The sequence below is a fragment of the Streptomyces sp. Inha503 genome, from assembly GCF_047215865.1.
GTDB classification, from domain to species: Bacteria; Actinomycetota; Actinomycetes; order Streptomycetales; family Streptomycetaceae; genus Streptomyces; species Streptomyces lycopersici.
The window spans coordinates 11,904,711-11,925,493 of record NZ_CP178360.1; the positions used below are offsets into that span (position 1 = coordinate 11,904,711).

Below are 20,783 nucleotides of genomic sequence, written 5' to 3' on the forward strand. Positions count from 1 at the left end.
AACTTTCGGCCAAGAGAGTTGATCAAGGAGTTCCGTTGCAGGAGCAGTCTGTCATCACCCGCGAGATCGCGGTAGCCAAGGGCGTGTTCGCGCCGGGACACCTTGGGGAGTTGACCCAGGTGGTGGACTTCGCCCTGGTCGATGCGGTGCTGGAGGAGACCGGAACGGTCCAGAAACGGGTCAGGCTGCTGCCCTCGCGGGTGGTGGTGTACTTCGTCCTGGCGCTGGCCCTGTTCGAGCGGTGCAGCTACCGGGCGGTGTGGGGCAAACTCGTCGCGAGCCTCGACGCCCTCGCCTTGGTGCGGCCGTGTACCTCGGCGCTGTGCCGGGCACGTCGCCGGGTGGGAGCCGCACCGTTCCAGGCATTGTTTGAGACGCTGGCCGGGCCGGTGGCCGGACCACGTACTCCCGGCGCGTTCTGGCGGGGCCTGCGGACGGTGGCCATCGACGGCACCAGCCTGCACCTTCCCGACAGCGAACCGATCGCCGCCCGGCACGCCAAACGCAAGCGCAAGGGCGAGGACGTGGAGTTCGGCTACCCGCTGTTGCGACTGCTCGTGCTCATCGAGTGCGGCACCCGGGCGGTGCTCGCCGCCGCCTTCGGCCCGGAGACCACAGGCGAGACCACCTACGCCGAGAGGATGCTCGATCGGTTGACCAGCGGGATGCTTGTACTGCTGGACACCGGCTTCGACGGTTACCCCTTCCTGCTCCAACTCCACTCCACCGGGGCGGAGTTCCTGTGCCGGTCCGGGGCCAGGCGCATCCCGCTGATCATCAAGCGGCTGCCTGACGGCTCCTACCTGTCGACCTTCGGCATGGGGAAGCTGCCGGTGCGGATCGTCGAAGCCTGGATCACCGTGACCTACGCCGACGGCACCGTCCGCCGTGAGCAGTGGCGCCTGGCCACCAGCCTCACGGACCCCGCCCGCTACCCCGCCCGCGAACTCGTCGCTCTCTATCACGAGAGGTGGCAGGCCGAGACCACGTACTTCTCGGTCAAGGCCACGATGCTGGACGGCCGCATCCTGCGCTCGCACCGCCCGCCGGAGGTCGACCAGGAGGTGTACGCCCTGCTGACCGCCTACCAGGCCCTCATACGGATCACCGCCGACGCCGCCGCCAGCCGACCGGCTCTCGACCCGGACCGGATCAGCTTCACCATCGCCCTGGAGACCGCCCGCGACCAGGTCACCACTGCCGCTGGGATCCTTCCCGGCGAGGTCACCCTGGTCGGTGCGATCGGCCACGCCGTCCTGGACAGCCTCCTGCCAGCCCGCCGCCGGCAGCGGGCCAAGGCCCGAACCCGAAAGAACCCGACCAGCAAGTACAGCAAGAACTCCCTCCAGCGCCCCGCCACCGCTCAGCACTACACCCTCGCAACCGAGGTCACGGTGATAGAAGACGGCTTGAAGGCCAGGTCAAAGCGCTAAATCAACGGTGTTGAGACTGGAGTACTGGGGTGGGGCCCGGCAGAGCATCATCCAGGCCATGCAGGAGGCCATCGCGGGATGCGGTGCCTGTGAGGCGTGGCAGTCTGCGCCGCCCTGGAGAGCGTGGCTGTCACGCTCCTTCGGGCCGGTGAGTGGCGTGGCCGCGGACAGGCGGTCGGTGCCGACGTTGACGGGCTGCATGCCGTTGCCCGCTCCTGCCCCGACACCCTCGCTGGCCCGTGGCAAGGGTGCTGGTGATCACCGGGCTTCCGCTACGGCGGCTGTTCCCAGGATTTGGCCGGGCTGCTGGCCGACGATGTGGACCCTGCCCCCGCGTGGCCTGCGGGCAGGGGGCGGGGTTGGTTGCTTGATTTGGTGGTCAGGGGATGAGCGAGCGGTGTGTGGGTGCCAGCCTCAGGGTTTGAGGGGGTGTTATCTGTTCTCTGCCGATGTTTGTGAGGATTTCCCGGGCGTCGGGGTGGGCCTGTATTTCGGTGAGGTGCTGATGGCGTGCGTGTGTGTCGGGGTACGGGGTGAAGACGACGGCGGTGTTTTCCGGGGTGCGGACTGGCAGTCTGGTGAAGGTGTTGTGGGCGGTTTCGGTGGTCAGGACGGCCAGTGGTGCGGGTGAAGTTTCGCGGAGGATGGGCAGGAGGTGGTCGCGGATGAGGGTGATGCCTTCATGTTGTCCGGGTGGGAAGGACCATATGGTGGCGGAGAGGAACCGCTCCGGTGCCGGTGTGGGTGTGGGTGTTCCGGGTTGGGGGCGGTGGGAGGGGCGGATGGTGAAGCCGCTGGTGGTGGTGAGGGGCCGAAGTAGCAGGACGTTGTCGGAGTCGGTGATGGTGGCGTTGGCTCGGGGGCCGTGTTCGGCCCAGACTGGGCCGTTGTAGAAGGCGTTCAGTGCATGGTGTCGTACCGTCATGTTCTGGAATCCGCGCAGCCAGACGAAGCGGTCCGGGTCGTCGAGGTCGCGGAACTGGCCGAGTATGACCATTCCGGTCTCTTCCTGGGTTTCGATGAATTCCCGGTCGAAGAGTTCGATGAGTTCCTCACGCCGGCCGGGGCGCAGCGTGTACTGGCGGAGTTCGATCACGGCAGGCCGGCAGTCCGCGCCGGTATCGGTGTCGGCGTCGGTATCGGCGTCCGCGCCGGTGTGGGTGTGGGACACGGTGAAGCTCCTGTGCGGGTGGTCTTTTCCAGGGTGGTGTGCCGGGTCCGGGCGGCCAGTTTGGTCGGTGCCCGAGGTGTGTTGACGCTAGGGGAGTGGTGTGCCAGGTGCTGTCAGGGTTTCCGGGGAGAATGGCGTCCATGTCCGCCGGCCGGTTGTTGTCGCTGTTGTTGTTGCTCCAGTCCCGTGGTCGTCTGTCCGCACGCGCTGTCGCCAGTGAGCTGGGGGTGTCGGTGCGGACGGCTTACCGTGATCTGGCGCGTCTACAGGCGGCCGGGGTCCCGGTTTACGCCGAGCCGGGCCGCGGAGGCGGTTATCAGCTGCTCGAGGGTTATCGCACCCGCCTGACCGGGATGAGCGAGGGTGAGGCGAGGGCACTGTTCCTCGCCGGGCTGCCCGGCCCCGCCGCCGATCTGGGCCTGACGGCGGAGGTGAGTGCCGCGCGGCTGAAGCTCCTGGCCGCGCTGCCGGCCGGGCTGCGCGAGGAAGCGGCGCGGACCGCGGCGGTCTTCCACCTGGATGCCCCCGCCTGGTACCGGGAACCGGAACCGACCCCGCTCCTCCCCGTGTTCGTCGATGCGCTCCTCACCGGACGTGTGGTGGAGGTGCGTTACCGCCGCTGGCGCGCGCCGCAGGAGGTCAGCCGCCGTCTGCGCCCGTACGGTCTGGCGCTCAAATCCGGTGTCTGGTACCTCGTGGCCGTCGGGGAGAGCCGGATCGCCACCTACCGGGTCGCCCAGGTCCTTGAGGCGGTGCTGAGCGAGGAGCGGTTCGACCGGCCGGAAGGGTTCGACCTGGGCGCGTACTGGGCCTCCTATCTTGAGGATTTCCACGCCCGCCGTTACACCGGCACCGCCACCATCCGCCTGTCTCCGCAGGGACGGCGGCGCCTGCCGGACAACGTCCCTCCGGAGGTGGTGCGGGCGGTGGAGTCCACCGCGGTTCCCGTCGGCGACGACGGATGGGTCGAGGCCGTCGTCCCGACCGAGAGCGCTGACCACGCCTGCGGCGAGCTGCTGCGCCTGGGTACTGACGTCGAGGTCCTGGCACCGGCCGGACTGCGCCGGGCCATGGCCGCCACGGTGGGCGTACTCGCCCGGGCCTACGGACTCCACTGACGCGGCCCCGGATCTGCTCTCCCGCGTCACCGGAGGAGCAGTTCGAAGGGCCGACAGCGATTCCCTCACGCCCGCCAGGAGCCTCCCACTCTCCATGTGCGGAAGTCCGGTTGCCGCGGGACGGTGTGGCCCATGCTGCTCCGCCTGGCCGGGATGCGGGCTCGTTGGGGTGACCTCAACAGGGGGGAGGGACCTGGCGGGTGCCATGGGGATGGGCCGGGGGAGGCGGTCGCGCTCGTGCAGCGGATCATGGTTGCGGTCTACGGCTTGCGATCAGGAGGCGGACAGCTGGCTGGGCATGCTCGATGGGGGCCCTGGCCTGCCCAACTGAGCACGTCAGCGGCTTGGTCTTGTGGCCGCCGGGCGGGGAGCTCTCGGCCGGTGAAGTAGTCGGTCACGCCCTGGCGTATCGGCCGAGCCCGCGCCGGCCGCGTTGATGAGTCCCGACCGGGGCGGGAGTCCGTCTGCTTCCTGCGCGACGGCGACCACGTGTTGGCCGAGATCGGAGATGACCCTTTTCTCACCAACGCCGAGGTCGCTCGGGGGGCAAGCAAACAGCGCGTGCGCCAGCCGTCACCAAGGCCACCATGCCGTCGTCCCCACCCTCACCGGCCAGGACGTCGGAGAGTGCCGCCACCAGGCCCTTCGTGGCGGCGAAGGCCACACCGTGCAGCGGCGCGTACGCCAGCTGCGCCCCGTCCTCCAACGGGATCGCGAAGACGTCCGTCGTTCCGTTCAACGATCACTCCAAGCCACTCGCCTTCGACCCCGCTGCGACACGGTTGCGACGCGGACAGCGGGAGCTCACCGTGCGGCGCACATGTCCGAGCGGAGCTTCCCCGCCGCCCCGCGCGGCACCGGCGCGCCCGGGACATCCTGCGCCAGACCAATCTGCTCGGCCGCGAAGGCAACGCCTGGGACCTGGCATGGGCCGCGTTGTTCATGGCCTGCCCGGAGTCACGCTGGATCACCGGCACGGTGCTCCCCGTGGACGCCGGCACCACCGCGGCCACCGGCCTGGGCATGCTGTCCCGCCTGACCGCGCCCGACGACGGAGAGCAGCCATGAGCGAGTCCGGGACTGGCCGGGCCGCCGACGCGCGGGACACGGCCGACGCCCGCCGGGCGGCCGGCGAGCGAGTCGTACAAGAGATGCTGGGCGAGGAGTGCTTCGCCGCGAACATGGGCGCCATGTCCGAGGGCGAAGGGCCCGTGGTCGCCATGGGACAACTGGCCCTGGAGCATGTCTTCGGCGACATCTGGACGCGCCCGGGCCTGGCCCGGCGCGACCGCAGCCTGATCACCCTCGGCGTCCTCATGGCCCAGGGTCACCAGACCGAGATCCGCAACCGTGTCCTGGCCGGCCGGGCCAACGGGCTCAGTGCGGAGGAGATCCTGGAGGCCGTACTGCACACCGTCCCCTATCGGCTACCCCGCCGCCGGCCAGGCGATGGCCACGGCGACGCGTGCCCTGGAGCAGGCGTAGCCGGCCCGGAGCGGGTGGTGCCGCCCGACCACCGGACCGGGCCATCCGCTCCATCGGGCATCCACCACAATGAGAAGGGTGATTTCGGCGGTTCTTTGCGGACCACGTGCGCAGGTCACGCGGTCGGCAGCGTGTTCGAAGGCGGCCACAGCAGGGGCGTTGCGGAGCGGGTTCTTTACCCGTGGAGGTGGCGGCGCAGGTAGTCGTGCCAGGTCTTTTCGAAGGTCTTGGCGAGGGCCGACTCCGGCGCGAACACGTCCCATGCGTGGTACGCGTGGGCGTAGAGGTGCAGGTCGACAGGGACGCCGGCGGCGATCAACCGCTGTGCGAAGTCGATGTTCTCGTCGCGGAAGACGTCGTACTGGGCGGCGGCGATGAAGGTGTCCGGCATCCCGGCCAGGTCGGTGGCGCGGCCGGGCGCGCAGTAGGGGTGTACGTCCTGGGTGCCCAGGCGGTCACCCAGGACGGCTTCCCAGGCGTATTCGTTCTCCCGGCGGTCGTAGACGCCGAGGTCGACGATCTCGCGGCTGGACCGGGTGTTGTTGCGGTCGTCGAGCATCGGGTAGTTCAGCGACAGCAGCCGCGGGCGGCGGTCGCCGCGGTCGCGGATCATGAGGGTGGCGGCGGTGGCCGGTGCTCCGCCGCCGCTCGCGCCCGCGAGCCCGATCCGGTCGGGATCAATGCCGTTCTCGGCGGCGTGCTTGAGGAGGTGGGTGTAGGCCAGGTAGCCGTCCTCGGCCGCGCCCGGGGCCGGGGTTTCCGGGGCGAGCCGGTAGTCGACCACGGCCAGGACGATGTCGAGTCGCAGGGCCATGGTCGCGGCGTACGGGTAGGCGCCGCGGTCGTGGGCGCTGCCGAGGACCTGCGCGCCGGCGTGGAAGTAGAGCAGGGACGGGCGGGCGCGGTCTGTACCGCTCGGGTGGAACATCACCACGTCGAGTAGGGTCCCGTCGTCGCGCGGAATGTTCAGCGTCTCGATCCTGACGCGTGGGTCCGGATCGGGGACGGGGAGGTGGGCGCCGGCCGCCTCCATCCGCGAGCGGAAGGCGGGGATGTCGGAGAAGTCCAGCAGAGCACCGTTCGGACCCTTGGGCATGGCGTCCAGTGCGGCTGCGAGTTCGGGGTCGATGTCGTAGTTCATCGTCGGTTTCCTTTCCGGGATCAGAACAGGGGAGGCTGGCCGCTGCCGGCGGTGATGCCGCCGTCGACGGGCAGGATGGTCCCGGTGATGAAGCGGGCGTCGTCGGAGGCGAGAAACGCGACCGCGCCGGCGATGTCGGCCGGGGTGCTGTAACCGGTGAGCGCCCGGCGCTGATTGAACCGTTCGATCAGGCCCGCGGCGTCGGGGTGATCGGCGTGTTCCGCCCCGATCGTCAGGGAGGGGGCGACAGCGTTGACGCGGATACCGAACCGGCCGAGGTCGAAGGCGAGGCCACGGGTGAAGTTCACGACCGCGCCCTTGGCCGCGTTGTAGGCGGTGAGCATACGGTCGCCGCCCAGCCCGGACGCCGAGGCGATCTGCACGATGCTGCCACGGCTCCGCTTGAGGTACGGCAGCGCCGCCTGCGCCCCGAAGAAGCAGCTGTCCACGTTGGTGTTCATCATGAGCCGCCAGTCGTCGAGGGTGGTGTCCTGGAACTCCTTGCCCAGGCCCGTCCCGGCGTTGGACACCAGCACGTCGAGGCTGCCGAACCGGGCCGCCGTGGCGTCGACCATCTCCTGCACGTCGTCCTGGCTGGTGACGTCGGTGGCCACCGCGAGCGTCCGGTCCGCCCCGAGGTCGGCCGCGAGTGCTTCCAGCCGGTCCTCGCGGCGTGCCGCCAGCACGACGTTGGCCCCTTCCTCGGCGAACCGGCGAGCGATGCCCACCCCGATTCCGGAACTCGCCCCGGTGACAACCACTGTCTTTCCGTTGAATCGCTGGTTCGTGATGGTCGCCTCCACTTTTTGTGTCATACCCTGACTCTAAAAATGTCAGACTATGACGCTACGAATGTCAGTGGCTGACGCTACATTCTGTCAGTCTCTGACGCAACGTGGTACCGTTGGCCCATGCCACGAAGTGGAGAAGCGTCGCGGCAGCGACTCCTGCGGGCCGCCCTCGAACTGTTCATCGAGCACGGCTTCGACCAGACCCCGGTCGAGGCCATCGCCGCACGCGCAGGGGTCACCGAGCGCACGTTCTACCGCCACTTCGCGGACAAGCGGGAGATGTTCTTCGACGGCGAGACCGAACTGCGCGACCTGCTGGTGGGGGCTGTTGCCGCGACCCCGCACGGTATGAAACCGCTGCCGACCCTGCGTGCGGCCTTCCACGAGTCGGTGCCCCTGTTCGAGCGCAATCGCCCGCTCACCGAGCGCGGCGTTCACCTGATCGCCGAGACCCCGGCCCTTCAGGAACGTTCCCTTGCCAAGCGGGCCCTGCTGGTCAACGCACTGACCGAAGCCCTGCAAGCCCGCGGCGTCGACGGCCGGACCGCGCCGCTGTGCGCCCAGGTCGGGATGGACACCTTCGCCGTGGCCACTCACCGGTGGATGGAGGACGCGTCCGTCCCCCTTCACGACCAGATCGACCAGGCCTTTCGCGAACTGCGCCTCGTCACCGCCGCCCTCAAATAGCCACAACCGCCCGTCAGCAGCTTCACGACCGCAGCGACAAGGCACCAGGACCGGGGTCGTGGGATGTGCTGTCAGTCGAGGAAGCCCTGGAGAGCGGTCGGGTTCCGGAGCTGCCGGGTGGGTGCCGGTGACAGGTGGACGCCGACGCGTTCGAGATTGCCGACCGCTGGACCGTCCCCGAGTTCGAGCCGCTGGAGGACATTCCCTCCAAAGCGACGCTGACCATCTTCTCCAGCAGTTCGGCCAACAGCGGCGACTGGGCGCGGCACGTCCTTCAGTACCCAGGCCGGGGGGAAGCGATCCGCTCGCGGAGGGGCATTCCCGCAGCCGGTCAGGTGTGGGTGGTAAACAGGCCGTGGAAGCCGAACGGGATGATGTGCGGGGCCTGAACACGCGCCAGTACGCCGAAGGTTCGGGCGTCCAGCGCCAGCAGGAGCGAGGACTGTGCCGTGGAGTCGAGGACGACGGACAGTACGACGCCGTCGTCCTCGGCCGCACCGTGCGGGTCCGGGACGAAGACCGGCTCGCCGGGGTAGCAGTCGGCCTGGGACCAGGTGAGTGTTTCGCCCGTCGTCGTGTCGAGCTTGACGAGTTTGTTGGCGAAGTCGTCGTCGCGTCCGTCGACGGCACCCACTCCGTAGGCGAAGCGGTAGCCGCGCCCATTGCACCGGTCGTAGGCGATGCGCGGCAGTTCCAGGGCCTCGTCCGTGAGCCGCTCGACAGCGACCCGGCCGCTGCGCAGATCGATTCGGTAGCGGGTGGGCCGCGCGAGTGGGACGCGCTGCCCCGCGCGCAGCCTGTCCAGGTAGAGTGCCCCGATCACCGAGGCGTCGTCGTACGCGCACATGTCGAGTACCAGGTCGCCGCTGTGCTCGCTGTCCTCCCACGCGTTGACGTGGTGGAACGCGAAGCACGCCGCCGTCTCGTACACTCCGCGCACACCACCGTCGCGCAGGTCGAAGACGATGGCGCGGGTGCCGCGCTCAGGCTCCCAGCGGTAGTTCTCAATGAACGGGCGGCCGCCCAGCAACAGCCTCAGCGGGTTCACCACGAGAGGGAACTCGGCCAGGACGGCATAGTGCCCCGTGATGCCGAAGCTGTGCATGTACCTGGGCCATGCCACCGCATGACGGCCGATCAGCCGACGCGCGGCGCCCGGCGCGGACTGCCGGTAGACCTGGTACTCGCTGCGCCCAGCGAAGTACGTCATGTGGTTCACAAGGTCGACCAGGGCCGTGCCGCGTTCGCCGCATGGCTCACCCAGCCGCCAGGCACTGAACAGATCCGTTACCCGCTGCTCCTCACCCTCGCGCCCAACAGGCCACCCTCAACTTCGGCCTGCGCTACGAACAAGCCGTCCTGGACTGGATGGATGAGTTGCCGCAGATCCTCGGCGACGGCTGACCCGCTTCCTGTCCGATCCTCCATGCCGAAGATCCGGACAAGGACAAACCGCTCGCCCGCCGGAGGTTCCCATGGCCGATGATCCGATGTCGCCCGACTGATGGTAATCCGCCGTATGAAACCGCTCGGCTTCACCCTGGACCAGATGCGCGATCTTCCTGGAGGCCACCGACGGCCTCGACTCCGGCGCGGAGCTGCCGCCCGGCGAGCGGAGGAATTCGCCGTCACGCTGGGCGAGCGGCTCATCGCGGCAGAGCAGGAGCGCTGGCGTTCAGCATCACGGCGGCCCGTAGGCCGTCCGGGGATGGTGCCCAGCGTGAGCGGCCGACCCTCGACATCATCTTTGCACAGTGCAATAATTAGAAGGAGGAGAAGTCTGGTCCGTTTGGCGCGGACCGGTAAGGACGGTGACCATGAACGGGAGAGAAGCGCGCGACTCGACGTATGAAGCCTATGCGTTCGTCTGTCTCCAGTGTGGGCACGGCTGGGAAGGGGAGTACGAAATTCGGCACCCGGTCGATGTTCACGGTCTGCGGCACACCGCGTACTACGTCCAAGGGCGGCGGGTCGACTCACCGTTGGCCCATGCGCGCTGTCCATCGTGCGAAGGGCGCAGGATCAGGATTCTGCGCCCTGGTCGGGTTATATCGGCATGGAATGCCGTGCCGGGGCACTGACCGTTTGCGACAGGGGATTGCCGCGCTGCACGTCGCCGGACATCCGCGGCTGGAGGGCCGTACCGTCGCCGAGGCGTCCGCACCGGGCGCCTGGCGGTGATCACGCTGGACACCGCCGAACCCGAGGACCGGCAACGCGACCTCGCCGCCGCACCCCGACTACGTCCTAGGGTCACAGGACCGCGTAGCCCACCGGGCCTACGGATCGATGGGAGCGGATCGGTGAGGCTCCCACTGAAGCGCCCCAGGCAGGTTGATCACGTCGTGTCCGGGATGTGACCCGTGGCTCCTCTCCCATTGCTTAGGCTCAAGTGACCTGTCCTGGCCCGTGCCGCGCTCTGATGACAGCGGCACGGCCGCCACACGACGCTCTCGGGAGTGTTCATTGGCTGAGGAGAATCATCCGAAGGACTCCCTGCTCCTGTCCATTCTGCCCTTCGGCGTGATGGCGTTGGTGGCCGTGCTGGACCTCAGCTCGGGGCCCGAGGTGGGGCTGCTGCCCCTGGTGTCGCTGGGGCCGGCCTTTGCGGGGCTCACCGGAGGATGGCATCGCACGGCCGCCATCGGCGTGGCCGCAGTCGCCCTGTGCCTCGGACTCAGCGCGTTCGACGGCCTGTTCGGTACGCGCCGTGGTTTCACCGCGCTGCTGTCGGTGGCAGGCGTCACCGCCGCGGGGATCGCGGCGGCGGCGCGGCGACAGCAGCGGGAGGCGGAACTGGCCAGCGTCCGGTCGATCGCGGAGGTGGCGCAGCGGGTGCTGCTGCGGCCGGTGCCGCGGGGCGCGGGGCGGTTGCGGGTGGCGGTCTCGTACACCTCGGCCGTGGCCGAGGCCCGCATCGGAGGGGACCTGTACGAAGTGGTGACCTCGCCGCAGGGAGTGCGGGTGATCGTGGGAGATGTGCAGGGCAAGGGGTTGGAGGCGGTGGAGACCGCGGCCGTGGTCGTGGGCGCCTTCCGGGAGGCGGCATACGACGAGCCGGACCTCAAAGCCGTCGGTGAACGGCTGGAGCGGGCCCTGGAGCGGCATCTGACCCGGGAGAAGTTCGTCACGGCCGTGTTGGCCGAGGTGGGGGACGGCATCGATTGCACCCTGCTCAACTTCGGTCATCCGGCGCCGCTGATGGTGCGAGCGGATGGGGAGGTCCGGTATCTGGCGCCGCCGGAGCGAGCGCTGCCCCTGGGGCTGGGCGCTCACGGGGCACCGGGGCCGAAGCCGTATCAGGTGCCCTTCGCGCCGGGTGACCAGGCGCTCTTCTACACCGACGGGGTGACCGAAGCCCGCGACTCCTCGGGGGACTTCTATCCGCTGGAGCAGCGGGTGGGCCGGCTCGCGGACCCGGACCCGGAGGCGGCGCTGACCGCCGTGCGGCAGGACCTGATGGAGCATGTGGAGGGACCGTTGCAGGACGACGCCGCGATGCTGCTGCTCCGCCACCGCGACGGCTGACCACGGATCGGGGCGGGGCGAGCGGATGAGCCCTCTCCGCCCGCCCGGCGCGCCCCGTCGTCCGCCCTGCCATGGGTGCGGAGGTCAGAATGAGGAGGCGATGTCGTCGTAGGTGGCGGCATCGACCAGGCCGGAGTCGTCGAGGACGTTCTGGTGGTCGAGGACGGTGAGGTTGACCTCGGAGGCGAAGCGGCGCATCAGGGAGTTCTTGGTGCTGGCGCGGACCTGGGCGATGGTGACGAAGATCTTGCCGTGGGTGCCGCGGAGGATGTTGGCGAACTTCTTGTCGAAGTCGGCGCCCTGGGCGTCCTCCAGGGTGCGGACGAAGCCCTGCTGCTCTGCGCTGGCCTCGTCCGGCAGGGAGACGTTCAGTGCCTCCGCGGTGTTGCGGACGAACTCATCGAGCTTGGAGTGTCCGTCCATGACATGCATCCCGGCCCGTTTGACGGCCTCGCTGGTGGCGTGGGTCTGGGCGAGCCGGCCGGCCGGGGCCTCCCACAGGTTGGCCTGCCGGACCTTCGCCAGGAACTCCATGTCCAGCTTGCTCACCGGGCCGGCCGTGGTGACCACATCACCCGGCGCGGCCGGTTTCGCGCTGGGGAAGTTCGACGAGGAGTTCTCCGAGGCGCTCGCATCTCCCCGGGTGGCCCACACGATCGCTCCGGCCACGATGGCCAGGGCGAGGAGCAGGACGCCCGCGATGGTGAGGTTGCGTGAGCGGCCGGGTACCGATCGGGCGTGCGCGGTCATGGTGCCTCCTGGATCGGGGTGTGTGCGCCTGCGGGGGCGGACACATGCGTCATGGGCACGCAGAACGCTAGGCTTTTAGACACTGCAAAATTTGCACTTTGATTAAGGGTGCGGAATCGATGGCAGGGGCCTCTCGGATTCGCTACAGTCCCGCCCCCCGGCGCACCGTGGCCGCGTCACCGTATGTGGATCCAGGCGGCTTTGGACGGTGTGCCGTGCCGGTTGGTGACGAAGAGCATGTACCAGCGGGAGGGCACCAGGGTGGGGTCCTTGGGACGGTGACGGTCACCGGCTTTCGCCCGCGTCGGATGTCCAGGGCGACGGAGCGCTGGTCGACATCGGTGACATGGGTGGCGGAGCCGGGGTGGATCAGCCGGGCGGTCCTGTTACGGGCGGCCTGAGCGGTGGTGCAAGTGGCGGTGTGGCCGCGGTGGACCTGCCGGGCGCCGCCGTGGAGGCGTGGTCGCGATGTCTGGTACGGCGAAGGCGGAGTGTAGACCTCGACGTGCTGCTCGAAGGTCCTCGGACGGGTGTTGTCCTTGTCGCCGAACAGAGGGTCGGAGCCGAAGATGGTGACCCGTCCGCCGGACAGGAGCGGCGCTTCGGTGTGGTAGTCGCGGCTCACGGTGGGGGCGGCGGGGGGTGAAGGAGCGCGAGCGCGGGAGTCGTCCGTCGGGCAGCTGAGTGCGTCCGGAGCAGAACAGGTCCTTCGGAGTGGCGATCTTCTGGCTGGAACCTCTCCGGCACGTCGGCCACGTACCAGTGACCGAAGCGAGCCAGGTATTCCGGCTGGTTGATCTTGAATTCATGGTGCCTGGACCGTGAGATGTCAATCAGAGCAGGTGTGTTGAGCCCGGCGGCCATCGCGGCAAGCGTGGCGCCGAGCAGGGTCTTGCGCTGTGCGGGGTTCGGCCTGAGCACCCTCATGTATCTCCTTCCCCGAGAGGGCGCACGACGAGTACCTTGAGCTCATGCAACGTTTGCATGGTCAAAATAGTTGTTGGTCGTGAACCGCCAATCGGGTCTCTTATCGGGGGACGCACGGAGGGATGAGGCGGGGCCAAAATCGTCCGCTCCGGAACGGGGAGGAGATCGACCGATGAGAGCCCGACGCATGCGGGTGCGCTCGGCTTCCGGGCTGCGCAGGGCGGTGTTTCGGGCGCCGATTCTGCTCTATCGGTGGCATCTGGGGTGGTTGCTGGGCGGTCGGATGCTGCTGCTCACCCATACCGGCCGCATGAGTGGCTTGCCGCGACAGGCCGTCTTGGAGGTGACGGGCCGGGATTCGCGGACCGGCGCGTATCACCTCGCCTCCGGTTTCGGTCCGGGCGCGCAGTGGTACCGCAACATCCAGCACACTCCGCGGGTCACCATCCAGGTCGGGCGGCGCCGGATGGCTGCGGTGGCGCGGCCGCTGGGCCCGGAGGAGTCCGGCCGTCTGATGGCCGCATACGCCCTGAGGCGTCCGCGTCTGGCCCGTGGGCTGATGCGGATGTGCGGTCTGAAGACCGGCGGCAGTGCGGAGGGCTACCACCGCATCGGGCGGGACCACATCCCCTTCGTCCGAGTCCTCCCCGATGAGCCGTCAGGCAATGGATGAGAAGGCGACACGGGGCCGAGGGGGTGTGGGCTGTGGCCGGGACTATCCCGAGCGTCGCTGGGCGGCCTCGGGAGTCGGCCGAGGCAGTGAGGTGGGCGTGCGGAGGGCGTTCAGGACGGTCTGGTGGGCGAGCCAGCCGACCGGATCGCCGTGGTGCTCCGCGTCCAGTACGGGGAGCCCGGTGCCGTCGGCGGTGACCAGGGTGTGCAGGGCCCCGCTGAGTGGCGTGCCGGTGGTCACCGCCGGGGGGTGTTCGGCGAGGTCGGCGACGAGACGTGGGGTGGCGCGCGCGTCGAGGGCGGGATCGGGCTCGGTGAGCGCTTCGGCGACGGCGCGTGCGGTGACCACACCCGCGTAGCCCCCGTCCCGTCCGGTGACGGGCAGGCTCCCGTGCCCCGAGCGCGCCAGGAGATCGGCGGCGTCCTTGAGCAGCAGGGTGCCGGACAGCGCGGCGGGCAGTTCCTCCATCACCTCCCGTACGGTCGCTCCGGCCAGCGGGGACCCAAGGCGCGCGGTGTCCAGGTCGATGCCGCGGCGGCGCAGCTTGAGGGTGTAGATGGTGTCGCGTGACAGTAGCCGGCTGGTGAGCGTGGCCAGGACGATGGCGAGCATCATCGGCAGGATGATGGAGTACTGCCCGGTCAGCTCGAAGAGCACGATCACGGCGGTGATGGGGGCGCGGGCCGCGCCCGCGAAGGCCGCGCCCATGCCGACCAGTCCGTAGGCGCCCACCGCTCCCGCCGTGCCGGGCAGGAGCTGGTGAGCGGTGGCACCGAACGCGGTTCCGGCCATGGCGCCGAGGAAGAGGCTGGGTGCGAACACCCCGCCCGAGCCACCGATGCCGATGGTCAGGCTGGTCGCGACGATCTTGCCGACCAGTAGGAGCAGCAACAGACCGACGGTGTACGCGCCGTCGATGGCGTTCTCCAGCACGGGATAGCCCACCCCGTACATCTGGGGCAGTACGAGCAGCAGGCCGCCCAGCAGCAGGCCGCCGGCCGCCGGGCGCAGCCACTCCGGGCCGCGCCAGGCCCAGTCACAGGCGTCCTCGATCAGGTACAGCACCCGGGTGAAGGCCACTCCGACCGCGCCCGCGACGATGCCGAGCAGCGCGAACAGCACGTACTGCGCGGGATGGCCGACATGGAACGCGGGCAGGGTCAGGAACGCCTCGTCGCCCAGCACCGCCCGGCCGATGACGCTCGCCGTGACGCTGGAAAGGACGACGGCGCCGAAGGACTCCACGGCGAAGTCCCGCAGGATCAGCTCCATGGCGAAGAACACCCCGGCCAGCGGGGCGTTGAAGGTGGCCGCGATGCCGCCCGCCGCGCCACAGGCGACCAGCAGCCGCCTGCGGTCCTCCGCCACCCGCAGCACGCCCCCGACGGTGGATCCCAGCGCCGAGCCGATCTGCACGATCGGCCCCTCTCGTCCGACCGAACCGCCCGACCCCATGCACAGCGCCGACGCCAGTGCCTTGACCACCGCGACCTGCGGAGCGATCCGGCCACCGCGATGGGCGACCGCGTACATCACCTCCGGTACGCCATGCCCGCGCGCCTCCCTGGCGAAGCGCTGCACCAGCGGCCCGTACAGCAGCCCGCCGACCACCGGCGCCAGCACCACGAACCACGGCCCCAGCCACGGCACTCCCGGATGGGCGGCGTGCCCGGCGGCGGAGTAGTCGGCGTGCCCCGACAGGAGCCGGGTGAAGGACTGGATCAGCCAACGGAAGGCGATCGCCCCCAGCCCGGCACCACACCCCACCACCAAGGCGAGCCCGATCACACCCCCCTGCCCCGACCGCATGCCGCTGAGGAGTCGGGTGCCCGCTGACGCGGGAGAAGGGGTTCGTCGGAGACCGATCGTTTCATCGCCCATCTTTGCATTATGCAAAATAATACGTGGAGCGTACAGACGGTATGGCCGGGTCAGGAGGAAGGACGAGCGTGGAGCGCTTCGTCCGTATCGCCGGAGCCGCCGCCGGATGTCACCAGTTGGCGTGTGCCTGGGGGCCGTTGACCACCGCGGGCTCGCCGCCCGCTTCCGTGAACGCCTGGAGCGCATCGATCAGATGGCGATGCTGACCGGGCGGCATGGCCTCGACAATGCGCGCGATCTCCTGCCGACGTCGATCCGTGGCCTCGCGCACGATCCGCCGGCCTTCCTTGGTGAGCGAGATCACACTGGTGCGCCGGTCCTCCGCGGAGACGCCGCGCGCGACCGTCCCCGCCGCGACCAGGCGGTCGATCATGCGCATCGCCGTCGACGGCTGCACCTCCAACTCCGCCGCCAGTCCGGACAGGCTCAGCGGCCCCCGTCCGTCGAGGACGACGAGCATCCGGAACTGCGGCAGGGTCAGGGATTCCTCCACCGCGGCCAGCGAGCGGGCAGAGACGGCGACCAGCAGACGGGACGCGGTCAGCAGAGCGGAGACCATCGCCTCGGCATCGGACGCGGAAGCTGGGGAAGAGCGACGCGGCATACGCCCTTTCTACCCTCCCGACCCGCCGAACGGGGCACCGGCCGTGTCCCAGGATGCCGCGGCCGCTGATCGCGGCTCGGGCTCGGCGTGCGGCGGGTGCACGTGGCGCTGCCGGGCGAGTGGTCCGCCGACGGCCACCGGCAATGGTCCGCTCACCACGCCGAGCACGACGGAGGCCCCGGCTGCCGCGTGCGCCACCGTGCTCGGTCGGCTGAAGATCCGGTTCAGCGACCGGCACTTTCGTCTCTCTTCGCAGCGCTGAAGGGCGAGTCGTAGAGCTGGCGGCGGTCGCCGACGTCCAGCCGCTTGGGCAGTGGGAGCTCATAGCGGACGGGTCGGTGATGGTCGGCGAGCTGCTGCTGGGCGTTGTGCACCTGGTTGAAATGCCACAACACGCGGGCGAAGTTGGTCTGCCCCCGCGGGAGGTCGCCGCCGAGGACGCGCAGCGCACCGAGCGCCGTGGACAACCCCCGATGCTTGCGGTTGATGGCGGCCTGGGTCCGGACGAGTTCCGTGTAGAAGACCTCCAGCGGCAATGTGGTCGGGACCACCGCGTGCTGAATGTCGAACAGCCGGTAGTCGCGCGTGGTGAGCCGCCTGGACTCGGTGTGCCAGATCTCCGTGCCCGGATAGGGCGCCGGCGATGGCATGTCCGTGCTCGGGGCGGATGGAGGCGACGTCGTCCACGATGAAGACCGGGGCGCGGCTGGGGTTGTGCTGAGCGGCGAGGGCGGCCTTGCCGACGGTGCGGGCGACCCGCTCGCGGTCGCCGGTGGCGGCGGCCGCGCTCTTGGAGGCTGTACATGATCACCGAGCTGCTGGTTGCCGATTCGCTGGATGTGAGCGAGCGTTCGGTGTGGCGCTGGCTCGCCCAGGCTGAGCAGACCGGTTCCACGGAGAAGCCGGAGCGCAGCCGCTTTCGGATCACCGACGGGATCATCGATGTCCTCGCCGACTACCAGGGCAGCGTCAAACGCGCCCACGACCATCCCTCCGATGTCGTCGAAATGGCCGATGAGCGTGGCTTCGGCTGCGGTCTCGACACCGTGCTTCCAGCGGTCGTCCCTCAGAGGGTGGAACACCACCCGGCGCAGCTCGTCCATACGGTTCGGTCGGTATGCGGCAGCGTTGCCTCCGGGCAGCCGGGCGGGCTTCAGTGGTGCTACCCCAGGGTGAGTACGGCTTTGGCGATTGACGCGTGCGGTTCGGGCTGCGGCGGGCGTGACGGAGGATCGGCCAGGACCCGAGGCGGGCGCCGAGGTGACAGGATTGAGGACTGTGACCTCGTCGCCCACGCGGCCCCCGTCCCAGTGGCGACACCACGGTGCAGGCTGTTGACTACAGGCCGGCGATGCTGTCCTGCACCGACTTGCCCCAAGCCACACCCTCGACGTGCGTGCTGGCGAAGTCCGGGTCCACGTAGATGTGGACCCTCTTGATGAGTTCACCCTCGAACTCGAACACGTTGCAGAACAGCCCGAAGGAGGAGACGCCGTCAGGGAAGTCCACGCCTGATGTCGTTTTTCCCCTTTCCGCGCCCTCGACGATTACGTAGTTCCCGGATGACAACACCGTGAAGCTCTCAATCTCGTGCTCGAGTGACGCGATTCCCCGTCCAAGACCCTGAGCGAACGCTCCGATTTGCGCCTTCCCACGCGCGATGCCGAACTTCGGGTAGAACATATGGGCATCTTCGGTGAAGATGTCGATTACCGCAGAGTTGCCGGCGTCCACCATGCGGAAGTAGTTGATAGCAATTTCTTCGCGACGCTTCTGGATATCGCTGTTGGCGTTCACTCTTCCTCCTGGTATGTGGCGTGTGGTGCGCTCTCGCGCTGGTGGGGGTTGTGGTCAGACCTGGGCCTGGCCTCCGTCGACGAACCATTCGACGCCGTTGACGAAGCTGGAAGCGTCCGAGGCCAGGAACGTCGCCACGGCGGCGATCTCATCCGGGCGGCCGATCCTGCCGAGCGGCACCTCCGAGGCGAGCTGGTGGAGGTCCGGGCCTACGGCGCCGGCCAGGCCCGGGGTCTCGGTCGGGCCGGGGCTCAGCACGTTCACCCGGAATTTCCGTTCCCGCGCGCTGAGCGCCCAGCTGCGTACCAGGTTGCGGACCGCTGCCTTCGACGCGCCGTAGATTTCCAGGCCCGGTCCGGGGCGGAGGTTGGTGGTCGATCCTGTCACTACGATCGAGGCGCCGTCCGACAACAGCGGGAGCGCCTTCTGTACGGTGAAGATCGTGCCCTTCACGTTCGTACCGAAGGTGGCGTCGATGGCTTCCTCTGTGATTTCACCGAGACGCTGAGGGACAGCGCCGCCGGCGTTGGCGACGAGCACGTCGATGCGGCCCGCCTCCTCGCGCACGGCCGAGTAGAGGTCATCGAGGTCTGTCTGTACCGAAACGTCGGTCCGCACACCGGTGGCCGCCGGCCCGATCTCAGCGACGGCCGCGTCGAGCGGCTCCTGACGGCGACCGGCCAGGAACACCCGTGCCCCCTCCGCGGCGAACCGCTTGGCGATGGCAAGCCCAATGCCGCTGTTGGCTCCGGTGACCACCGCCACCTTGCCTGCGAGTACTTCCGTCATGACGTGTCCGCTCCTCAATTCTTGACTGGGTCGTCCATAACGCTATCCGTTATGGACGACCCAGTCAAGAATGGGTAGGCTGCCCCCATGGCACGACCCAGGAAGTTCGACGAGCAGCAGGTACTGGACACCGCCCGGGAGCGGTTCTGGTCGGGTGGGTACGCCGCCACGCGCATGGAAGACATCGCCGAGGCGACGGGGCTCGGCAAAGGCAGCCTGTACGGCGCGTTCGGCGGAAAGCAGGAACTGTTCCACCGCGTGTTCGACGATTACTGCGGCTCCGTCGTCGATGCCGTGAGCCGACAGCTGCACGGCGACGACGCGGACGCCTACGCGCGGCTGTCCGCCCATGTGTACGCGGTGGCGGCGGCGACCGCCGCGGACACCGCCCACCGCGGATGCCTGTTGGCCAAGGGCGCCGCCGAACTGGCCGAACACGACGAGACGGTGGCCAAGCGTGCGCGCGCGACCATCGAGGCGCTGCACGCGCTCCTGGAGGGCGACATCGCAGCCTGCCAGCGCAATGGCGATATCACCGCGGACGCCGATCCGGGAAAGCTGGCCGCACTGGTGCTCGCCATACTGCGCGGCATCGAAGCCCTGGGCAAGGCCGGAGCAAGTGAGGAGACACTGACCGGCATAGCCCGGACAGCCCTTGCCGTACTACCCCGCCCCACTCACTGAGCTTCGGAGTGGGTCACCGATCAGGTGACGGCCCGCAAGCCGCAACGCGCGAGGCCGCCGGGCTGTTGATCGAGATGTCTGACGTCTCAATCACGCTGCTCGGGGGCCTCGTTGGTCATCCATCCTGCCGCATTCGGCCTGCCCCACGCACTCGTGGAGTGGGTCACCATGCTCATCGTCACCCGTGAGGGCGACCATGCCCGAACCGAATCCGAACTCCTGCGGCAGGTGCTCCCACTGGATCCCGGTGCGCAGCACGTACAAGATCCCGGACAGCACCTCCCGGTCCGGCAACGACTTTCGCCCCGGATGCCTGAACCGTCGCGAGAGCCGCGTCAGCAACGGCTCCAGCCGGTCCCGGTTAGCCGCTGTTAGGGACGTCTCGCCGATCATGGTGTCAGATCAGTGTGCTGGCCAGGGCGATGGTGGTGAGGGGAAGTGTAACCGCGCATTCATACAATAATGATAAGTATCGATTCACGACCAGTAATTCCATGAATGGCTTTGAGCGCCATTGTCGAATTACTGCGCAAATCCTAATTTCGAGATACAAGGCGGTGCCCAGGACGACGCACCCGCGCCGCCACCTCCAACACCATTCAAGGACGCGCCATGCCTCCTCCTCAGCGAACGACAATCGTCAGCAGCGACTGTATCGAGGTCACCGGAACGGGCGACCCCGCCACTCCCTACCGGCTGGAACCGGTCATCGAACAGGACGTGTGCAACGCGCTCACCTGTACGGGGAACGGGCTTCGCGTCCCGCGGACGGAGCTCGCGGGGATCGATGGGGGCGCGAACATCGGCCCCGCCCGCTCCGTGGACATCGACGTCATCGACAACGGCGGGGAGGACTGTCCGGACACCTGGACCATCGGTGCCCGGCTCACACCCGTGTACGGGCGTGCCTCCGGTCTGGACCGAACTCTGCCGCTCAACGGCGAGTGGACGCCCACCGATTGCGTGGCGACGCTGCCGGAAGCCGGTGTGTATATGGTGACTGCCATGGCAGTGGGCCAGATCTGCGCCACCGCCAGGTACAGCACCAACGTGTGGATCACATTCGGTCTCCAGCGCGATGGTTCCGACGTCCTGTTCGGTTCGGGCCTGGTCCAGCATCAGTACGGTTTCCCGCCTGCCGGCAACGGGTACCAGGCGTGCCACGCCGGCCAGGGTTCCATCACGGCACACGTGGTCGTGGGCGACCGGGCCAACGTCCGCGTAGTGGGGCGCGCCAACGGTCGCGTGGCCCCCGAGAGCACGGTGCAGAGCATCCGGCTGCGGGCGCCCCGCATCTCGTGGCACAAGATCTCTGACTAGAAGG

Annotated in this window: 19 protein-coding genes and 6 pseudogenes; 12 read left to right on the forward strand and 13 right to left on the reverse strand. The window is 68.8% G+C overall.

Translation table 11 applies throughout. The features are described from left to right. Positions 1 to 35: 35 nt before the first annotated feature. Positions 36 to 1,433 (forward strand): IS4 family transposase, encoded by a 1,398-nt coding sequence (locus ACJX2R_RS49215; protein WP_413098523.1) that lies wholly within the window; start codon positions 36 to 38, stop codon positions 1,431 to 1,433. A gap of 379 nt (positions 1,434 to 1,812) precedes the next feature. On the opposite strand, the gene ACJX2R_RS49220 is transcribed toward ACJX2R_RS49215, so the two are convergent. Further along, entirely contained in the window at positions 1,813 to 2,604 is a 792-nt protein-coding gene (locus ACJX2R_RS49220; RefSeq protein WP_413105490.1) for an NIPSNAP family protein, read from the reverse strand. Positions 2,605 to 2,744: 140 nt separating this feature from the next. Here ACJX2R_RS49220 and ACJX2R_RS49225 point away from each other — a divergent pair, with 140 nt between their 5' ends. Continuing rightward, a complete protein-coding gene (locus tag ACJX2R_RS49225) occupies positions 2,745 to 3,722 on the forward strand; it encodes a helix-turn-helix transcriptional regulator (RefSeq protein ID WP_413105491.1) in 978 nt (325 codons plus the stop codon). A 520-nt stretch (positions 3,723 to 4,242) separates the two neighbouring features. Here the strand turns inward: ACJX2R_RS49225 and ACJX2R_RS49230 are convergent. Next, complete coding sequence (locus ACJX2R_RS49230; protein ID WP_413106200.1) at positions 4,243 to 4,461, reverse strand: hypothetical protein; 219 nt, start codon at positions 4,459 to 4,461, stop codon at positions 4,243 to 4,245. A 32-nt stretch (positions 4,462 to 4,493) separates the two neighbouring features. On the opposite strand from ACJX2R_RS49230, the gene ACJX2R_RS49235 reads away from it, so the two are divergent. Both ACJX2R_RS49235 and ACJX2R_RS49240 read left to right on the forward strand, forming a co-directional pair. After that, the gene (locus ACJX2R_RS49235) at positions 4,494 to 4,790 is read left to right on the forward strand and encodes an SDR family oxidoreductase (protein WP_413106151.1); all 297 of its coding nucleotides are present in this window, start codon (positions 4,494 to 4,496) and stop codon (positions 4,788 to 4,790) included. Next, positions 4,787 to 5,410 (forward strand): carboxymuconolactone decarboxylase family protein, encoded by a 624-nt coding sequence (locus ACJX2R_RS49240; protein WP_413105492.1) that lies wholly within the window; start codon positions 4,787 to 4,789, stop codon positions 5,408 to 5,410. Before ACJX2R_RS49235 ends, ACJX2R_RS49240 begins: the two co-directional genes overlap by 4 nt. Here ACJX2R_RS49240 and ACJX2R_RS49245 read toward each other — a convergent pair. Together ACJX2R_RS49245 and ACJX2R_RS49250 are read right to left on the reverse strand one after the other, a co-directional pair. Then, on the reverse strand, positions 5,383 to 6,348 hold the full coding sequence (locus tag ACJX2R_RS49245; protein WP_413105493.1) for an alpha/beta hydrolase fold domain-containing protein: 966 nt from the start codon (positions 6,346 to 6,348) through the stop codon (positions 5,383 to 5,385). The genes ACJX2R_RS49240 and ACJX2R_RS49245 overlap by 28 nt on opposite strands. Positions 6,349 to 6,368: 20 nt before the next feature. After that, positions 6,369 to 7,163 (reverse strand): SDR family NAD(P)-dependent oxidoreductase, encoded by a 795-nt coding sequence (locus ACJX2R_RS49250; protein WP_413105494.1) that lies wholly within the window; start codon positions 7,161 to 7,163, stop codon positions 6,369 to 6,371. Positions 7,164 to 7,259: 96 nt separating this feature from the next. Between ACJX2R_RS49250 and ACJX2R_RS49255 the strand changes: the two genes are divergently transcribed. Further along, on the forward strand, positions 7,260 to 7,826 hold the full coding sequence (locus ACJX2R_RS49255) for a TetR/AcrR family transcriptional regulator (protein WP_413105495.1): 567 nt from the start codon (positions 7,260 to 7,262) through the stop codon (positions 7,824 to 7,826). 331 nt (positions 7,827 to 8,157) lie between these two features. On the opposite strand, the gene ACJX2R_RS49260 is transcribed toward ACJX2R_RS49255, so the two are convergent. Further along, positions 8,158 to 9,036: a carotenoid oxygenase family protein gene (locus ACJX2R_RS49260; RefSeq protein WP_413105496.1), complete on the reverse strand. Its 879-nt coding sequence runs from the start codon at positions 9,034 to 9,036 to the stop codon at positions 8,158 to 8,160. A 107-nt stretch (positions 9,037 to 9,143) separates the two neighbouring features. Between ACJX2R_RS49260 and ACJX2R_RS49265 the strand changes: the two are divergent. From ACJX2R_RS49265 to ACJX2R_RS49275, 3 genes and pseudogenes are all read left to right on the forward strand, one after another. After that, positions 9,144 to 9,230: pseudogene (locus ACJX2R_RS49265) on the forward strand (PadR family transcriptional regulator); the annotation flags it as partial. Between the two features lie 82 nt (positions 9,231 to 9,312). Next, a pseudogene (locus ACJX2R_RS49270) lies at positions 9,313 to 9,442 on the forward strand (MerR family DNA-binding protein); the annotation flags it as partial. A gap of 910 nt (positions 9,443 to 10,352) precedes the next feature. Further along, entirely contained in the window at positions 10,353 to 11,354 is a 1,002-nt protein-coding gene (locus tag ACJX2R_RS49275) for a PP2C family protein-serine/threonine phosphatase (protein ID WP_413106152.1), read from the forward strand. Positions 11,355 to 11,438: 84 nt separating this feature from the next. Here the strand turns inward: ACJX2R_RS49275 and ACJX2R_RS49280 are convergent, their stop codons facing one another. Both ACJX2R_RS49280 and ACJX2R_RS49285 read right to left on the reverse strand, forming a co-directional pair. Further along, entirely contained in the window at positions 11,439 to 12,104 is a 666-nt protein-coding gene (locus ACJX2R_RS49280; protein WP_413105497.1) for a DUF4142 domain-containing protein, read from the reverse strand. Between the two features lie 176 nt (positions 12,105 to 12,280). Next, positions 12,281 to 12,729, reverse strand: a pseudogene (locus ACJX2R_RS49285) (DUF1929 domain-containing protein). Positions 12,730 to 13,203: 474 nt separating this feature from the next. Between ACJX2R_RS49285 and ACJX2R_RS49290 the strand changes: the two are divergent. After that, complete coding sequence (locus ACJX2R_RS49290; RefSeq protein ID WP_413105498.1) at positions 13,204 to 13,704, forward strand: nitroreductase family deazaflavin-dependent oxidoreductase; 501 nt, start codon at positions 13,204 to 13,206, stop codon at positions 13,702 to 13,704. Positions 13,705 to 13,746: 42 nt separating this feature from the next. On the opposite strand, the gene ACJX2R_RS49295 is transcribed toward ACJX2R_RS49290, so the two are convergent. The 5 genes and pseudogenes from ACJX2R_RS49295 to ACJX2R_RS49315 form a co-directional block, all read right to left on the reverse strand. Further along, the gene (locus ACJX2R_RS49295; RefSeq protein ID WP_413106153.1) at positions 13,747 to 15,489 is read right to left on the reverse strand and encodes a chloride channel protein; all 1,743 of its coding nucleotides are present in this window, start codon (positions 15,487 to 15,489) and stop codon (positions 13,747 to 13,749) included. A 205-nt stretch (positions 15,490 to 15,694) separates the two neighbouring features. Continuing rightward, positions 15,695 to 16,189, reverse strand: a complete 495-nt coding sequence (locus tag ACJX2R_RS49300; protein ID WP_413105499.1) for a MarR family winged helix-turn-helix transcriptional regulator — start codon at positions 16,187 to 16,189, stop codon at positions 15,695 to 15,697. Positions 16,190 to 16,413: 224 nt separating this feature from the next. Further along, a pseudogene (locus ACJX2R_RS49305) lies at positions 16,414 to 16,824 on the reverse strand (hopanoid C-3 methylase HpnR); the annotation flags it as partial. A 703-nt stretch (positions 16,825 to 17,527) separates the two neighbouring features. Then, positions 17,528 to 17,986 carry a nuclear transport factor 2 family protein gene (locus ACJX2R_RS49310; RefSeq protein WP_413105500.1) on the reverse strand — a complete coding sequence of 153 codons (459 nt, stop codon included), beginning with the start codon at positions 17,984 to 17,986 and terminating at the stop codon, positions 17,528 to 17,530. A gap of 54 nt (positions 17,987 to 18,040) precedes the next feature. After that, positions 18,041 to 18,775, reverse strand: coding sequence for an SDR family NAD(P)-dependent oxidoreductase (locus ACJX2R_RS49315; RefSeq protein ID WP_413105501.1), 735 nt, complete (start codon positions 18,773 to 18,775; stop codon positions 18,041 to 18,043). Between the two features lie 87 nt (positions 18,776 to 18,862). Here ACJX2R_RS49315 and ACJX2R_RS49320 point away from each other — a divergent pair, with 87 nt between their 5' ends. Further along, a complete protein-coding gene (locus ACJX2R_RS49320; protein ID WP_413105502.1) occupies positions 18,863 to 19,459 on the forward strand; it encodes a TetR/AcrR family transcriptional regulator in 597 nt (198 codons plus the stop codon). A 111-nt stretch (positions 19,460 to 19,570) separates the two neighbouring features. Continuing rightward, a pseudogene (locus ACJX2R_RS49325) lies at positions 19,571 to 19,654 on the forward strand (IS5/IS1182 family transposase); the annotation flags it as partial. On the opposite strand, the pseudogene ACJX2R_RS49330 reads toward ACJX2R_RS49325, so the two are convergent. Continuing rightward, positions 19,655 to 19,852: pseudogene (locus ACJX2R_RS49330) on the reverse strand (transposase); the annotation flags it as partial. A gap of 219 nt (positions 19,853 to 20,071) precedes the next feature. Here ACJX2R_RS49330 and ACJX2R_RS49335 point away from each other — a divergent pair. Then, the gene (locus ACJX2R_RS49335; protein WP_413105503.1) at positions 20,072 to 20,779 is read left to right on the forward strand and encodes a hypothetical protein; all 708 of its coding nucleotides are present in this window, start codon (positions 20,072 to 20,074) and stop codon (positions 20,777 to 20,779) included. The last annotated feature ends 4 nt before the right edge of the window (positions 20,780 to 20,783 follow it).

Excerpts from the sequence above, each read along its gene's own strand:
- ACJX2R_RS49225 (WP_413105491.1), top strand. The coding sequence starts at position 2,745 with ATGTCCGCCGGCCGGTTGTTGTCGCTGTTGTTGTTGCTCCAGTCCCGT.
- ACJX2R_RS49240 (WP_413105492.1), top strand. The coding sequence starts at position 4,787 with ATGAGCGAGTCCGGGACTGGCCGGGCCGCCGACGCGCGGGACACGGCC.
- ACJX2R_RS49245 (WP_413105493.1), bottom strand. The coding sequence starts at position 6,348 with ATGAACTACGACATCGACCCCGAACTCGCAGCCGCACTGGACGCCATG.
- ACJX2R_RS49250 (WP_413105494.1), bottom strand. The coding sequence starts at position 7,163 with ATGACACAAAAAGTGGAGGCGACCATCACGAACCAGCGATTCAACGGA.
- ACJX2R_RS49255 (WP_413105495.1), top strand. The coding sequence starts at position 7,260 with ATGCCACGAAGTGGAGAAGCGTCGCGGCAGCGACTCCTGCGGGCCGCC.
- ACJX2R_RS49260 (WP_413105496.1), bottom strand. The coding sequence starts at position 9,036 with ATGACGTACTTCGCTGGGCGCAGCGAGTACCAGGTCTACCGGCAGTCC.
- ACJX2R_RS49275 (WP_413106152.1), top strand. The coding sequence starts at position 10,353 with ATGGCGTTGGTGGCCGTGCTGGACCTCAGCTCGGGGCCCGAGGTGGGG.
- ACJX2R_RS49280 (WP_413105497.1), bottom strand. The coding sequence starts at position 12,104 with ATGACCGCGCACGCCCGATCGGTACCCGGCCGCTCACGCAACCTCACC.
- ACJX2R_RS49290 (WP_413105498.1), top strand. The coding sequence starts at position 13,204 with ATGAGAGCCCGACGCATGCGGGTGCGCTCGGCTTCCGGGCTGCGCAGG.
- ACJX2R_RS49300 (WP_413105499.1), bottom strand. The coding sequence starts at position 16,189 with ATGCCGCGTCGCTCTTCCCCAGCTTCCGCGTCCGATGCCGAGGCGATG.
- ACJX2R_RS49315 (WP_413105501.1), bottom strand. The coding sequence starts at position 18,775 with ATGACGGAAGTACTCGCAGGCAAGGTGGCGGTGGTCACCGGAGCCAAC.
- ACJX2R_RS49320 (WP_413105502.1), top strand. The coding sequence starts at position 18,863 with ATGGCACGACCCAGGAAGTTCGACGAGCAGCAGGTACTGGACACCGCC.
- ACJX2R_RS49335 (WP_413105503.1), top strand. The coding sequence starts at position 20,072 with ATGCCTCCTCCTCAGCGAACGACAATCGTCAGCAGCGACTGTATCGAG.